This is a genomic window from Streptomyces cathayae (genome assembly GCF_029760955.1).
Classification (GTDB): Bacteria; Actinomycetota; Actinomycetes; order Streptomycetales; family Streptomycetaceae; genus Streptomyces; species Streptomyces cathayae.
This window is the reverse complement of record NZ_CP121682.1, coordinates 4,792,472-4,807,169: the sequence shown is the minus strand read 5'-3', so window position 1 is coordinate 4,807,169 and position 14,698 is coordinate 4,792,472. Positions and strand designations below refer to the sequence as shown.

Here is a 14,698-nt window from a genome sequence, read left to right as displayed (position 1 = left end):
ACCACGGCCGACGAACGACGAGGGGACGTCCGCACATGACCTGGTTGATCACCGGCGGCGCCGGCTACATCGGGGCGCACGTCGTACGGGCGATGACCGAGGCGGGCGAGCGGACGGTGGTCTACGACGACCTGTCCACCGGCGTCCCCGACCGGGTGCCGGACGGAGTGCCGCTGGTGGTCGGCTCGACCCTGGACGGCGAGCGGGTGGCCCGCGCCCTCGCCGACCACGAGGTCACCGGCGTCGTCCACCTGGCGGCGAAGAAGCAGGTCGCCGAGTCGGTGGAACTGCCCCTGCTCTACTACCGGGAGAACGTCGAGGGCCTGCGCGTCCTGCTGGAGGCGGTGACGGCGGCCAGTGCCGTGTCGTCCTTCGTCCTCTCGTCCTCGGCCGCGGTGTACGGCATGCCGGAGACCGCCGCCGAGCTGGTGACCGAGGACACCCCCTGCGCGCCGATGTCCCCGTACGGGGAGACGAAACTGGCCGGCGAGTGGCTGGTCCGCGCGACGGGCCGGGCCACCGGCCTGTCCACGGCCTCCCTGCGCTACTTCAACGTGGCGGGCGCCGCGAGCCCGGAACTCGCCGACACGGGCGTCTCCAACCTCGTCCCCATGGTCTTCGAGAAACTCACCGCGCAAGCGCCCCCGCGCATCTTCGGCGACGACTACCCGACCCCGGACGGCACCTGTGTCCGCGACTACATCCACGTGGTCGACCTGGCCGAGGCCCACACGGCCGCGGCCCGCGCCCTGCGCGCCGCCCCCGGCCGGGACCTCACCCTCAACATCGGCCGCGGCGAGGGCGTCTCCGTCCGGGGCATGATCGACCGCATCAACGCCCTCACCGGCCACGACCTGCCGCCCACGGTCGCCCCCCGCCGCCCCGGCGACCCGGCGAGCGTCGTCGCCTCCGCCGACCGCGCCGCCACCGAACTCGGCTGGAAGGCCCGCCACACCGTCGACGACATGATCACCTCAGCCTGGCAGGGCTGGCTCCGCCTCCACCCGCCGGAGTGACCGCGCCCGCTCACAGCGCTTTGAGGGCCTCCGTCGTGGCGCGGGCCAGGGCGGGCAGGTAGCCCTTCGGGAGTTTCGGGTTGCGGATGACCACCGAGCGCCAGTACAGGGGGCCGGAGATCAGGTCGAGGGCCAGGGCGTGGTCGACGCCGGGGCGGACCTCGCCCCGCTCCTGCGCCGCCGTGACGACGCCCCGGGCGACCCCGTCCTGGCCCTCCCGCAGCGCCTTCCGGAGTGCCTCGGCGATGTCGGGGTTGCGGGCGGCCTCGGCCTGGAGGTCGGGGAGGATCTGCGAGGCGACGGGGTGGCGCAGGGCGCGCGAGGTGACCTCGTACAGCAGCCGCAGGTCGCCCTCCAGGGAGCCGGTGTCCGGCGCGGGCAGCCCCTGCACGGCGATGGCGGAGACCAGGTCGAGGACCAGGTGCAGTTTGGAGCGCCAGCGGCGGTACACCGCGGTCTTGCCGACGCCCGCGCGGCGCGCGATCCCCTCGATGGACATCCGCGCGTAGCCGACGGCCGCGAGTTCCTCGAAGACGGCCGCCCGGATGGCCTCCGTCACATCCTCCCGCAGGACGGCGGCCCCGGCGGGGGCCCTGCGGCGCGGACGCGGCTGGGGCTCGTCGGCGTTGGTCGTCATGGGGCCCAGCATAGGGCGTGACGACGATACGGGTCCGTTCTGACGCAGATACGTACACCGGTCCGGCACAGAGCGGCGCCGCACCCCTGGCCGCCGGGACGGAACGGTTGCGTTCCGACGCGCGTTCGCCCTACGCTCGCGTTGCGACGATACGGTCCCGTCCCGACGTAAGTGAACGCGCGAAGGCGTGCGGGGGAACACCGGGCGGAACACGGCATCGCATCGCCGCCACCCCACCCCCGCCCCCTAGCGAAAGAAGCGGATGTGAGTCAGGCCCTCCACACACCGCCTTCCCCACCGGTCCGCCCGGTCCCGGTCGAGGACGACCTCCCCGCGCTCGCCGCCCGGTACGGGCTGACGGTCAGCGGTGCCCGGCCGTCGCCGGCCGAGTACCTCCGTCAGCTGTGGGCGCGGCGGCACTTCATCCTGGCCTTCTCCCGGGCGAAGCTGACCGCGCAGTACAGCCAGGCCAAGCTGGGCCAGCTGTGGCAGGTGGCGACCCCGCTGCTGAACGCGGCGGTGTACTTCTTCATCTTCGGGCTGCTGCTGGGCGCCCGGAAGGGCATCCCGCACGAGATCTACGTGCCGTTCCTGGTGACCGGGGTGTTCGTGTTCACCTTCACCCAGAGTTCGGTGCTGGCCGGGGTGCGGGCGATCTCCGGGAACCTGGGGCTGGTGCGGGCGCTGCACTTCCCGCGCGCCGCGCTGCCGGTCTCCTTCGCGTTGCAGCAGCTGCAGCAGCTGTTGTTCTCGATGGTGGTGCTGGTGGCGGTGGTGGTGGCGTTCGGCAGCCTGCCGGCGCTGTCCTGGCTGCTGGTGGTGCCCGCGCTGGGGCTGCAGTTCGTCTTCAACACCGGGCTGGCGCTGGTCTTCGCCCGGCTGGGCAGCCGGACGCCGGATCTGGCCCAGCTGATGCCGTTCGTGCTGCGGACCTGGATGTACGCCTCGGGGGTGATGTTCAGCCTGCCGGCGATGCTGGAGGGCAAGAACGTGCCGGGCTGGCTGGCCGACGTGCTGCAGTGGAATCCGGCGGCGGTCTACATGGATCTGGTGCGGTTCGCGTTGATCGACGGGTACGGGTCCTCGTATCTGCCGCCGCATGTGTGGGCGTTCGCGGTGGGCTGGGCGCTGCTGGCCGGGGTGATCGGTTTCGTCTACTTCTGGAAGGCCGAGGAGACCTACGGTCGTGGCTGACAACACTGTCAACGCCGGAAACACCGGCGAGAAGATCCCCACCGTCATCGCCGACGGCGTCGACATCGTCTACCGGGTCAACGGGACCAAGGGCGGCAAGGGCAGCGCCACGGCGGCGCTGAGCCGCATGCTCCGGCGGGGCAAGGACGACGCGGCACGGGGCGTGCGCAGGGTGCACGCGGTGCGGAACGTGTCCTTCGTCGCCTACCGGGGCGAGGCCATCGGCCTGATCGGCACCAACGGCTCGGGCAAGTCGACCCTGCTCAAGGCCGTCGCCGGACTGCTCCCGGTGGAGAACGGCCGGATCTACACCGGCGGCCAGCCCTCCCTGCTCGGCGTCAACGCCGCCCTGATGAACGATCTGACGGGCGAACGCAACGTCCATCTCGGCGGGCTGGCCATGGGCATGTCCCGCGAGCAGGTCCGGGAGCGCTACCAGGAGATCGTCGACTTCTCCGGCATCAACGAGAAGGGCGACTTCATCACCCTGCCGATGCGCACCTACTCCTCCGGCATGGCCGCCCGGCTGCGCTTCTCCATCGCCGCCGCCAAGGACCACGACGTCCTTCTCATCGACGAGGCGCTGGCCACGGGCGACCGCTCCTTCCAGAAGCGCTCCGAGGCGCGCATCCGGGAGCTGCGCAAGGAGGCCGGGACGGTGTTCCTGGTCAGCCACAGCAACAAGTCGATCCGGGACACCTGCGAGCGCGTGCTGTGGCTGGAGCGCGGTGAGCTGCGGATGGACGGGCCCACCGACGAGGTGCTCAAGGAGTACGAGGCGTTCACCGGCGGTCCGGACAAGGCCCGCAAGCCCAAACCGAAGCCCAAGCCGGAGGCTGCAACCGAGCCGAAGACCGGGATCGAGCCGAAGACCGGGACCGATCCGAAGGCCCCGACCGCGCCCACGACGGTGACCGATCCGGAGGCCGCCACCGCTCCCTCCTGAGGCGTCGCCCGTCCGTCTCCGGGCAGCCCCTTCGCCGCATTGATGCCAATATGACCGAAGGGAACGCCCGGATCGGTGACGAGACGAAGGAGCCCCGAGATGCCCGAGCTCAGCGTCATCGTCCACGGGCCGAACACCCAGGACCATCTGACCGGCCTCCTCGCCTCCCTCTGCTCCCCCACCGCCCTCGCCGCCTCTGGAACCTCCCCCTCCCCGGACATCGAGGTCATCGTCGCCGCCGTGGGCGACTGGGCCCGGGAGACAGCCGAGCGGCACACCCCCGACGTCCAGGTGCTGCCCCTGCCCGACGGCACCTCCGACGCGGCGGCCCGGGTGGCGGGGGCGGACCTGGCCACCGGCCGCTGGCTGCACTTCGTCCCCGCCAAGGACGGCCTGCCGCCCGGCGGCCCGCGAACCGTCGCCGAGCACCTCGCCCGGCTCCCCGACACCGTGGACGTCCTGCTCCTGGACCACGTCCGCAGCACCTGGCACAGTTCCGGCCTGCCCTCCCCCGACGGCCCCCTGCTCGTCCGCGCGGGCCGCGCCGACCTCGCCCTCGACGACTGCGCGCGCCTGCTGCGCCTCACCCCGCTGCTCGGCACCCGCGTCCTGCGCGCCGCCTTCTGGCGGACCCACCGCACCCGGCTCACCGCGGCCGGAGCCCCGGACGGCACCCCGTTCGACGAGCCGTACGCCGCCCGTGCCGCCCTCCTGCTCGCCGACCGCGTCGCCTGTCTGCCCCGCGTCGCCCACGAGGAACGGCGGCTGCGTCCCGCCGCGCTCCCCCCGGTCACCCCCGAACAGCGCTACGCCCTCGTCGAGCACTACGAAGCCCTCCTCGGCCTCGCCGGTGACCGCCCCGCCGTCCACGACGTGCTGTACGAGCTCATGGTCGGCGACTGTCTGCGCGCCTTCGCCCGCGGCGGCATGCCCGAGCCGGTCGCCCGGGAGTTCTTCCGCCGTGCCTCACTGGCCGCCGTACGGCACCGCCCCGAGGGCCACCGGAACCCGGTCGGCCTCGAGGGCGTCCGGCGCTCGCTGCTCGAGGAGGGCGCCTACACCCGGTACCGCGCCCTCCGGGCCGCCCACCGCACCCGCCGTGCCGCCGGGTCCGCGGCGCGCACCGGCGGGCGGCGGCTCGGCACCCTGCTCGGCGACCACCACTACCGCCGGGCCCTGCGCCGCCCCGTCGACCCGGAACTGGCGGTGTTCTCGGCGTACTGGAACCGCGGCGTCGCCTGCAATCCGGCCGCGATCGCCGCCGCGCTCGCCGAACTCGCCCCGTGGATCCACCCGGTGTGGGTGGTGACCGCCCACCACGCCGCCCTGCTCCCGCCCGGCACGGACCATGTGGTGCCCGGCACCCGCCGCTACGGGGAGGTGCTCGCCACCGCGAAGTACCTCGTCAACAACGTCAACTTCCCGGACACCGTGGTCAAACGCCCCGACGCCGTCCACCTCCAGACCCACCACGGCACCCCGCTCAAGCGCATGGGCGTGGACCAGATGCCGTTCCCGGCCGCCGCCCGGGGCCTGGACTTCCAGGCCCTGCTGGAGCGCGTCGACAAGTGGGACTACAGCCTCTCCGGCAACAGCCACACCACCCGCATGTGGCAGCGGGCGTACCCGTCCCGCCACGTCTCGCTCGACTACGGCTATCCGCGCAACGACGTCTACTACACGGCCGGCGCCGACGACGTCCGCGCGATCCGCGCACGCCTCGGTATCGCCCCCGGCCGCCGGGCCGTGCTGTACGCGCCCACGCACCGCGACTACGAGGCCGGCTGGGTCCCCCACCTGGACCTCGCCGCGCTCGCCGACCGCCTCGGCGAGGAGACCGTCCTGCTGGTGCGAGGCCACTACTTCTACGACGGAGGCGCCGGGACCGCCGGGAGCACCTCCCCCCTCACCTCGCTGCGGCGCGGCGGCCGCGGCGCCCGCATCGTGGACGTCTCCTCCTACGACCCGGTCGAGGACCTGTGCCTGGCCGCCGACCTGCTGGTCACCGACTACTCGTCGATCATGTTCGACTACGCCAACCTGGACCGCCCCCTGGTGATCCACGCCGACGACTGGGACGTCTACCGGCAGACGCGCGGTGTCTACTTCGACCTGACGGCCGAGGCGCCGGGTCCGGTGGCCCGCACCCAGGAGGAGCTGACCGGGATCCTCACCACCGACGCCTGGCGCGACGCGAGCGCGGCGAAGGCGCGGGCCGTCTTCCGGCGCCGGTTCTGCGAGTACGACGACGGCCGCGCCGCCGAACGCGTCGTGCGCCGGGTCTTCCTCGGCCAGGACGAGGAGTCGCTGCCGCCGGTGCTGCCCCTGGAGGAGCGCACCCCGGCGCCCGACCCCGAGGAGGCGAGCTCCTGATGAAGCCACCCGCCGAGGAGCACAGCCCTCGAGAAGCATCCGACGCGCCCCCCGTACCCGACGTCACCGTGACGGTCATCGTCCACAACGACGCCGAACGCCTCCCCCGCGCGGTCGAGTCGGTCCGCCGGCAGACCCACCGCGACCTCGAGATCGTCGTCAGCGACGACCACTCGACGGACGAGACCCCCGAGGTGGCACGGCGGTTGGTGGCTGCGGACCCGCGTATCCGGTATCTGCGCCTGCCGTACAACAGCGGCGGCTGCAGCGCGCCCCGCAACCGCGCCCTGGAGACCGCCCGCGCACCGTATCTGATGTTCCTCGACAGCGACGACGAACTCCCCCAGGACGCCGTGGCGTTGCTGCTCGCCGCCCACCGCGAACGGGACATCGACTTCGCGATGGGCGCGATCCGGCGTGTCCGCACCGACACCGGCCGCCGCTCCACCTGGATGCCGCACCTGGTGCGCGAGCGCCGCACCCTGGACGGCATCGAGGCCGATCCGCGGCTGTTCTTCGAGCACCTGTCGACCGGCAAGATGTACTCCCGGGCCTTCCTCGACCGGCACGGCCTGCGTTTCCCCGAGGGCATCCACTACGAGGACCAGTTGTTCTCGGCGCAGGCGTACTGCCTGGCGAGGAGGTTCACGATCGTCCCGGAGCCGGTGTACCTCTGGTACATCACGCCCTACGCCGCCCAGGAGTCGGCGTCCATCTCCAACCAGCGGCACAAGCCGGCCAACGTCCGCGACCGGGTCCACGTCCAGCACCTCATCGACGCCTTCCTCGTCGAGAGCGGGCACGCGTCGCTGCGTGCGGACAAGGACCACAAGTTCCTCAAGCACGACGTCCGGATGTACACGGGCGACCTGCCCCACCGGGACGACGAGTGGCTCGCGGGCTTCGCGGACCTGCTGAACCCGTACCTGGAGACGCTGTCGCCCGGCGCGTACGCCCGCCTCCCGCGCGCCGAACGGGTCGTCCTCCAGTTGCTCCGCGACCGCCGCCTGTCCGAGGTCCGGCAGGCGGCCCGCGGTCTGGGCCACGACATCGCCCCGAGGCAGCTGACCGTGGGCCCGGACGGCCGCGCCTACTGGGGCGACCGGATTCCCGCGTCCGCCGCCGCCCGCGCCGAACTGGACCTCTCCGACCTGGAACCGGACGTCCGTCCCTTCCCCACCGCCCTGTTCCGGCACGAGATCACGGACATCGCCCGAGGCCTCGGCGGACCGGTCGAACTGACGGTGCGTACCTACGATCCGGCGCTGCGCCTCCCGCTCGGCCCGCAGCGCGCGACCCTCCTCCTCTCTCCCGGCCGGCGCCGCCTCACCGTGCCCTTCCGCCTCTCCCTCGTCCGTCCCGGTGTCTTCGAGGGCCGCGTCGGCCTCGACCCGGCGGCCGCCTCCCTGCCGCTGGGCGGGTTCGCCGGGGTGCGCCATCCGCTGCTCCGCCTCACCCTCCGGGGGCAGGGCAACACGGGTCCCCTGCTGGCGCCCCTGGCCTTCGCCCCGTTCACCGCCCGTGTCCCGTACCGCCGTGGCACGGCCCCGCACCGCGTCACCGTCGAACCGGAGGGCCACGGCGCGGGCCGCCTGCAGATCCGCTGGGAGCCCGTGGGGGTGACGGCCCGGGTGATCCGCCCGGCGGTACGGCGGCTGGCCCGTCCGGTGGCGAACGCGCTGGGTCGGTGAGGTGCCCGGTCAGCGCACCGCGTAGAGCGTCTGGCCCTCCGGTCCCCGGGTCACGGCCCGCAGCCCGGTGTCGTGCAGCGTGCCCGTCGTGTCCACCACCCACCGCACTCCGTACGTCCGCTCGATGCCCCGGCGCACCCGCTGCGGTGTGCTCGGTGCGAAGTACCGCTCCGTGGCCGCCGCCCTGCGCTTCTCGTCCGGCAGGAAGAAGTCGGGGTAACCGGGGGCGACCGTGTAGGGCCCGTACGCGGGAATCCGGCGGGCCGGTTCCGTCTCGGCCATGACGACGTCCCCGTACTCCACCCACGGTGTCATCCAGTGGTACCCCGTCCACGGCTCCCGGTACCGGGCCTCGGCCACCCGGGGCAGCGCGTCGCGCGGGACGACGTAGCCCACCGCTCCCGCCTGTGCCCACGCGCCGACGGCCAGCGCACCGGCCAGGACGACGGCCCACCCGGCGCGCAGTGTGCGCCGTGCCGCGCCGAACGTCTCCAGGGCGGCCGCGAGCTGCGCCGGGATCAGCACGGCGGGCAGGGCGCGCCCCCACGCGTGGTGGCCGGTCAGCCAGCCCGCCGCGAAGACCAGCGCGCCCAGCGCGAAGAACAGCGCGAGCGGGTCCCACCGGTCGCGCCGCCACCGCACCGCCAGCGCGGCCACGCCGAGCAGCACGAGCCCGAACCGGGCCGGCAGGTCCCGGTACAGCTCCCGGTGCACCGACTCCAGTCGGGCGCCGGCGCCCGTCAGCGCGAAGAAGTCGTAGTACGGCCAGGCCCACAGCACGAGGACGCCCAGCAGCAGTCCGGCGCCGAGCCGCGGCCACACCGCCCGCGGCAGCCGCGCGGGCCGGGCCGACAGCACCGTGGCGAGGGCGCCGAGCGTGGCCACGACGCCGGTGAACTGGTGGCACAGCAGGATCACCGCCCACAGCGTGCCCAGCCCCGCCCACGTTCCCCACCCGGCCCGGCGGCGCAGCGCGGCCGTCAGCCAGGCCCAGAGGTGGAAGGCGAGGCCGAGGGCGAGGGTGCTCGGGTAGGAGACCGTCAGCGCGAGCGAGTGGAGGCCCGGGAAGCCGCTCCACAGGAACGGGGTCGTGCCCCACAGGAACAGCAGGCTCAGCAGGGCGAGCGCGAAGACGGCCCGCGGCCCCGCCCCGTATGCGGCCGGGGTCCCGTGCGCGGCCGGGGCCCCGTGCGCGGCCGGGGTCCCGGTCCCGCGGGCCGTTCCGCGTGCGGTCAGTGCCCGTACGTAGCGCCATACGCCCGTCACCAGCAGCGCGAGTCCGGCCAGGGCGGCGAGCCGCAGCACCACGAAGACCGACAGCCCCGACAGCCCCGACAGCCGGGCGAGGCCGCCGAGCAGCACGGTCCACGGCGAGTAGTACGGGCTCTGCGTGTCCGCGTCGACCAGGGGGTTGCCGGGGTCGGCCAGGTCGTGCCGCAGGCGTTGCAGGGTCGCCGCGTGCATGCCGAGGTCGCCGGCCCACGGGAGGCGGACGATCACCGCGAGCAGCAGGACCAGGGTCAGCCCGGCGGCGACCTGGACGGCGGTGCGGGCGATGTCCGCCGGCCGGGGCGCGGCACGCGGCCTGCCGGTCCCCCCGGGCAGGACGGACCACCGGGTACCGGCAGAACGGCCGGGCCGGCCGGATCGGGCGGGGCGAGCGGAGCGGGCAGGACGGACACTCACCCTCAGAGCCTTAACACCCCATCCGCTCCGGGGCACCCCGAGCACACCACGGGGGTGCTCCGGACCCGATGGTCCGGGGCACCCCCGTGTGCGTCAGCGCCGGGCCGGCGCCGCGGCCTACGCGTGCGGACGCAGCAGCGTGCGCATCGTCCGCATCGCCACGGACAGGTTGGCCAGGTCGAACGTGTCCGAGCTGCGGATCTCCTCCAGAGTGGTGCGGGCCCGGCCGAGGAGGGCCTCGTTCTTCTCCTCCCACACCTGGAACCGCTGCTGCGGTGACGCCGTGCCGTTGCCCTGCGCCAGCACCTCGGCCGTCACCGCCGCGTGCGCCGCGTACAGGTCCTCGCGGATCGCCGCGCGGGCCATGGACTGCCAGCGGTCCGCGCGGGGCAGCTCACTGATCCTGTCCATCAGCTGGGTGATGGAGAGCCGGTCGGCGAGGTCGTAGTACACCTCGGCGACGTCCAGCGGCTCCTTGCCCATGCGGTCGGCCACCGAGACGATGTCGATCGCCGCGAACGCGGAGGAGAAGCCGGCCACGCGGGTGGCGAGTTCGCCGGGGACGCCGACGCCCGTCAGCTCGTCGTAGATCTTCTGGAACCACTCCAGGTCCGCGCCGCGCAGCAGCTTGGGCAGCTGCGACCAGACCTGCTCGACGCGCTCGGCGAAGAACGCCACCGTCTCCTCGAGCTCCAGCGGCTGCGGCCGGTTGTTGAGCAGCCAGCGCGTACCGCGCTCCACCAGCCGCCGCGAGTGCAGCCGGATCCGGGTCTGGACGTCCGCGTCGACCTTGGTGTCGAGCTCCTCGACGGCGTCCCACACCAGGGCGGAACGGAAGATCGCGCGGGCCACGGTCTGGGCCCGGACGATCTCCTCCAGCGACGCGCCCGTCTCCTCGCGCATCCGGTGCAGGTACGTCGTACCGCCGGTGTTGACCGTGTCGTTGACCAGGACGGTCGTGGTGATCTCACGGCGCAGCGGGTGGCCGTCGATCCGGTCGAGGAACTGCTCGCGCAGCGGGGCCGGGAAGTACGCGTGCAGCAGGTTCTTGAGGTACGGGTCCTCGGGCAGCGAGGTGCTCAGCAGCTCCTCGGCGACCGTGATCTTCGTGTACGCCAGCAGGACGGCCGTCTCCGGGCCGGTCAGGCCCTGCCCGGCGGCCAGCCGCTCGCGGATCTGGCGGTCGGTGGGCAGGAACTCCAGGGCCCGGTCGAGGTGACCCTCGCGCACCAGGTGCTTCAGGAAACGCTGCTGGGCGTGGAGCATGTCCTTGGACTGGGCCAGGGCGTTGGCGATGGCGGTGTTCTGCGCGTAGTTGGTGCGCAGCACCATCCGGCCGACCTCGTCGGTCATCGAGGCGAGCAGCTTGTTGCGCTGCTTGACCGTCATGTCGCCGTCCGTGACCAGGCCGTTGAGCAGGATCTTGATGTTCACCTCGTGGTCGGAGGTGTCCACGCCCGCGCTGTTGTCGATGGCGTCGGTGTTGATCCGGCCGCCGTGCAGCGCGACCTCGATCCGGCCGAGCTGGGTGAAGCCCAGGTTGCCGCCCTCGCCGACGACGGCGACCCGCAGGTCCCTGCCGTCGACGCGGATGGCGTCGTTGGCCTTGTCGCCGACGTCCGCGTTGGACTCGGTGGACGCCTTGACGTACGTACCGATGCCGCCGTTCCACAGCAGGTCGACCGGTGCCTTGAGGATCGCCTTCATCAGGTCGGCCGGGGTCGCCTTGGTGACGCTCTCCTCGAGGCCGAGGGCCTCGCGGATCTGGGCGTTGACCGGGATGGACTTGGCGCTGCGCGGGAAGACCCCGCCGCCGGCCGACAGCAGGCCCGTGTCGTAGTCCGCCCAGGAACTGCGCGGCAGCTCGAACAGGCGGCGGCGCTCGGCGTAGCCGGCGGCCGCGTCCGGGTTCGGGTCGATGAAGATGTGCCGGTGGTCGAAGGCGGCGACCAGCCGGATGTGCTCGCTGCGCAGCATGCCGTTGCCGAACACGTCACCGGACATGTCCCCGATGCCGACGGCCGTGAACTCCTGGCTCTGGGTGTCCACACCCAGCTCCCGGAAGTGCCGCTTGACGGACTCCCAGGCGCCGCGGGCGGTGATACCCATGCCCTTGTGGTCGTATCCGGCGCTGCCGCCGGAGGCGAAGGCGTCGCCGAGCCAGAAGTCGTAGGACTCGGCGACCTCGTTGGCGATGTCCGAGAACCGCGCGGTGCCCTTGTCGGCCGCGACGACGAGGTAGTTGTCGTCCCCGTCGTGCCGGACGACGTCCACCGGGGGCACGACCTGGCCGGCCACCATGTTGTCGGTGATGTCGAGCAGCGCCGAGATGAACGTCCGGTAGGAGGCGACGCCCTCGGCCATCCAGGCGTCGCGGTCCACGGACGGGTCGGGCAGCTGCTTGGCGACGAAGCCGCCCTTGGCGCCGACCGGCACGATGACGGTGTTCTTCACCATCTGCGCCTTGACCAGGCCGAGGATCTCGGTGCGGAAGTCCTCCCGGCGGTCCGACCAGCGCAGGCCGCCGCGCGCCACCTTGCCGTAGCGCATGTGCACGCCCTCGACCCGCGGCGAGTACACCCAGATCTCGAACGCCGGACGCGGCGCCGGCAGGTCGGGGATGGCCTGCGGGTCGAACTTCATGGAGATGTAGTCGTGCGGGCGGCCGTCACCCGACTGCTGGAAGAAGTTGGTGCGCAGCGTCGCCTTGATCACGGTGAGGAAGGAACGCAGGATGCGGTCCTCGTCGAGCGAGGCGACCTGGTCGAGGGCGGCGTCGATCTCCTCCAGCAGGGCGTCCAGCAGCTCGAACCCGGCGCCCTGCCGCTCCGGCGACATCCGCGCCTCGAACAGGGAGACGAGCAGCCGGGTGGTGTGGACGTTGTTGCGGAGGGTGTCCTCCATGTAGTCCTGGCTGAACGTGGAGCCGGCCTGGCGCAGGTACTTGGCGTACGCGCGCAGTACCGTCGCCTGCCGCCAGTCCAGCCCGGCGCTCAGTACGAGGGCGTTGAAGCCGTCGTTCTCCGCCTTGCCGGTCCAGGTCGCGGCGAAGGCGTCCTGGAACCGCTCACGGGCGTCGTCCCCGAGGTGCTCGGCGCCGGGCACCTCGGGCATCCGCAGCCCGAAGTCGTAGACCCAGGCGACGCTGTGGTCGGCGCGGCGCAGCTCGTAGGGCCGCTCGTCGACGACCTCGACGCCGAGCCGCTGGAGCACGGGCAGCACGGCGGACAGGGAGACGGCCTCGCCCTGGCGGTAGATCTTGAAGCGGCGCTCCTCGGGGGCCGCGCCCACCGGCTCGTACAGGCTGAGCTCGAAGTTCTTCTCCTCGTCGAGCTGTTCCAGCCGGACGATGTCGGCGACGGCGCTGCGCGGGGTGTGGTCGTCCTTGTAGCCCTCGGCGAAGGCGCCCGCGTAGCGGCGCAGCAGTTCGGCGGCGCGCTCCTCGCCCAGCTCGGCGGTGAGTGCCTCGCCGAAGCCGTCGGCCCAGGAGCGGGCGGCCTCGACCAGGCGGGCCTCGATGCGCTCCTTGTCGGTGTCGGACAGCTGGCGCAGCTCGGTGCCCTGCGGGACACGGACCACGAAGTGCAGCCGGGAGAGGATCGACTCGGTGTTCCAGACGGTGAAGTCGGCGCTGATGCCGCCGAGCTCCTCCTTGAGGATGTCGATGATCCTCAGGCGCACCCCGGTGGTGTAGCGGTCGCGCGGGAGGTAGACGAGGGCGGAGTAGTAGCGCCCGTACTCGTCCTGGCGCAGGTAGAGCCGCAGGCGGCGGCGTTCCTGGAGGTAGAGCACCGAGGTGGCGATGGCCTGGAGCTCGTCGACCGGGGTCTGGAAGAGCTCGTCGCGCGGGTAGGTCTCCAGGATCTGCAGCAGGTCGCGCCCGTCGTGGCTGTGCGGCGAGAAGCCGGCCCGCTCGAGGACCTCCTCGACCTTGCGGCGGATCACCGGGACCCGGCGGACGGACTCGGTGTAGGCGGCGGAGGAGAACAGTCCGAGGAAGCGGCGCTCACCGACGACGTTGCCGTCGGCGTCGAACTTCTTGACGCCGACGTAGTCCAGGTACGACGGTCGGTGCACGGTGGCCCGGCTGTTGGCCTTGGTCAGCACGAGCAGCTTGTGCTCGCGCGCCTTGGCGCGGGCGTCGGCGGGCAGCCGCTCGAAGGACGGGCTGACCGGGTGGCCCTCCGGGGTGGCGTGGTGCGGGTCGGCACGCAGGATGCCCAGACCGGTGCCGGGCAGGGCGCCGAGGGAGTCGTCGTCGCGCAGCTGGTACTCGCGGTAGCCGAGGAAGGTGAAGTGGTCGTCGGCGAGCCAGCGCAGCAGCTCCCGGGCCTCCTCGCCCTGCTGCTCCGGCACGTCCCCGGGGACGGGCTCGTCGGGCAGTCCCTCGGCCAGTTCAACGGCGGCCTGCCGCATCTTGCCCCAGTCCTCGACGGCCTCGCGGACGTCGGACAGGACGCGCAGCAGGTCGGCGGTGATCTGCTTGAGGTCGCCGCGGTCGGTCTCGCGGTCGATCTCGACGTGGATCCAGGACTCGGTGTGGGCGTCGTGCGGGAGGTCGTCGGCGGGCGGGGTGGCGAGCACCTCGATCAGCTGCCCGGTGAGGTCGCGGCGGACCACGATCTGCGGGTGGATGACGACGTGGATGCCCCGGCCCTGGCGGGTCAGCTCGTTGGTGACGGAGTCGACGAGGAAGGGCATGTCGTCGGTGACCACCTCGACGACGGAGTGGCTGCAGGTCCAGCCGTTCTCCTCGACGGTGGGGGTGTGGACCTTGACGTTGGCGGTGCCCTGCGGACGGTTCCCGGCCAGCCGGAAGTGCGCGACGGCTGCTCCGAAGACGTCGACCGGGTCGCGGCCGAGGAGGTCCTCCGGGGCGGTGTGCAGGTAGTAGCGCTGGAGGAACGCGAGCACGGTGTCCCGGTCGGGCATGCCCTTGTCCGTCGTCCCGGTCGGCAGTTTCCCGCCGGCCGGGCTGTTCTCAGCTACCCGGGCGGCCTTTTCGAGCAGCTCGGCCTTGGCTTCGTCCAGCTTGGTCTGCATTGTCCTCTGACTCCTGTCGCGCGCCGTTGCGTGACGTAGAAGGAAGTACGGTCTCCGCGCCTGCGGTGCGGTGGTACGACACGGGGGTGTCCGGTCCGTTCCGACGCTATGC

Annotated in this window: 8 protein-coding genes; 5 read left to right on the top strand and 3 right to left on the bottom strand. The window is 72.5% G+C overall.

The window, feature by feature from the left end; all coding sequences use genetic code 11:
* Window positions 1–35: 35 nt before the first annotated feature.
* Entirely contained in the window at window positions 36–1,016 is a 981-nt protein-coding gene (gene galE, locus PYS65_RS21995) for a UDP-glucose 4-epimerase GalE (RefSeq protein ID WP_279335651.1), read from the top strand.
* A 10-nt stretch (window positions 1,017–1,026) separates the two neighbouring features.
* Here galE and PYS65_RS21990 read toward each other — a convergent pair whose 3' ends face one another.
* The gene (locus PYS65_RS21990) at window positions 1,027–1,653 is read right to left on the bottom strand and encodes a TetR/AcrR family transcriptional regulator (protein WP_279335650.1); all 627 of its coding nucleotides are present in this window, start codon (window positions 1,651–1,653) and stop codon (window positions 1,027–1,029) included.
* A gap of 264 nt (window positions 1,654–1,917) precedes the next feature.
* Between PYS65_RS21990 and PYS65_RS21985 the strand changes: the two genes are divergently transcribed.
* The 4 genes from PYS65_RS21985 (at window position 1,918) to PYS65_RS21970 (ending at window position 7,857) form a co-directional block, all read left to right on the top strand.
* Window positions 1,918–2,847 carry an ABC transporter permease gene (locus PYS65_RS21985; RefSeq protein ID WP_279335649.1) on the top strand — a complete coding sequence of 310 codons (930 nt, stop codon included), beginning with the start codon at window positions 1,918–1,920 and terminating at the stop codon, window positions 2,845–2,847.
* Window positions 2,840–3,793, top strand: coding sequence for an ABC transporter ATP-binding protein (locus tag PYS65_RS21980; RefSeq protein WP_279335648.1), 954 nt, complete (start codon window positions 2,840–2,842; stop codon window positions 3,791–3,793). Before PYS65_RS21985 ends, PYS65_RS21980 begins: the two co-directional genes overlap by 8 nt.
* 99 nt (window positions 3,794–3,892) lie before the next feature.
* On the top strand, window positions 3,893–6,166 hold the full coding sequence (locus PYS65_RS21975) for a bifunctional glycosyltransferase/CDP-glycerol:glycerophosphate glycerophosphotransferase (protein ID WP_279335647.1): 2,274 nt from the start codon (window positions 3,893–3,895) through the stop codon (window positions 6,164–6,166).
* A complete protein-coding gene (locus PYS65_RS21970; protein ID WP_279335646.1) occupies window positions 6,166–7,857 on the top strand; it encodes a glycosyltransferase in 1,692 nt (563 codons plus the stop codon). The genes PYS65_RS21975 and PYS65_RS21970 overlap by 1 nt, the downstream gene beginning before the upstream one ends.
* Window positions 7,858–7,866: 9 nt before the next feature.
* Here the strand turns inward: PYS65_RS21970 and PYS65_RS21965 are convergent, their stop codons facing one another.
* Together PYS65_RS21965 and PYS65_RS21960 are read right to left on the bottom strand one after the other, a co-directional pair.
* Window positions 7,867–9,462, bottom strand: coding sequence for a hypothetical protein (locus PYS65_RS21965; protein WP_423836164.1), 1,596 nt, complete (start codon window positions 9,460–9,462; stop codon window positions 7,867–7,869).
* Window positions 9,463–9,660: 198 nt separating this feature from the next.
* Window positions 9,661–14,586, bottom strand: coding sequence for an NAD-glutamate dehydrogenase (locus PYS65_RS21960; RefSeq protein WP_279335645.1), 4,926 nt, complete (start codon window positions 14,584–14,586; stop codon window positions 9,661–9,663).
* Between the last annotated feature and the right edge of the window lie 112 nt (window positions 14,587–14,698).

Bases quoted from the DNA above. Each gene is read 5' to 3' on its own strand.
- galE (WP_279335651.1), top strand. From the start codon at position 36: ATGACCTGGTTGATCACCGGCGGCGCCGGCTACATCGGGGCGCACGTC.
- PYS65_RS21990 (WP_279335650.1), bottom strand. From the start codon at position 1,653: ATGACGACCAACGCCGACGAGCCCCAGCCGCGTCCGCGCCGCAGGGCC.
- PYS65_RS21975 (WP_279335647.1), top strand. From the start codon at position 3,893: ATGCCCGAGCTCAGCGTCATCGTCCACGGGCCGAACACCCAGGACCAT.
- PYS65_RS21970 (WP_279335646.1), top strand. From the start codon at position 6,166: ATGAAGCCACCCGCCGAGGAGCACAGCCCTCGAGAAGCATCCGACGCG.
- PYS65_RS21960 (WP_279335645.1), bottom strand. From the start codon at position 14,586: ATGCAGACCAAGCTGGACGAAGCCAAGGCCGAGCTGCTCGAAAAGGCC.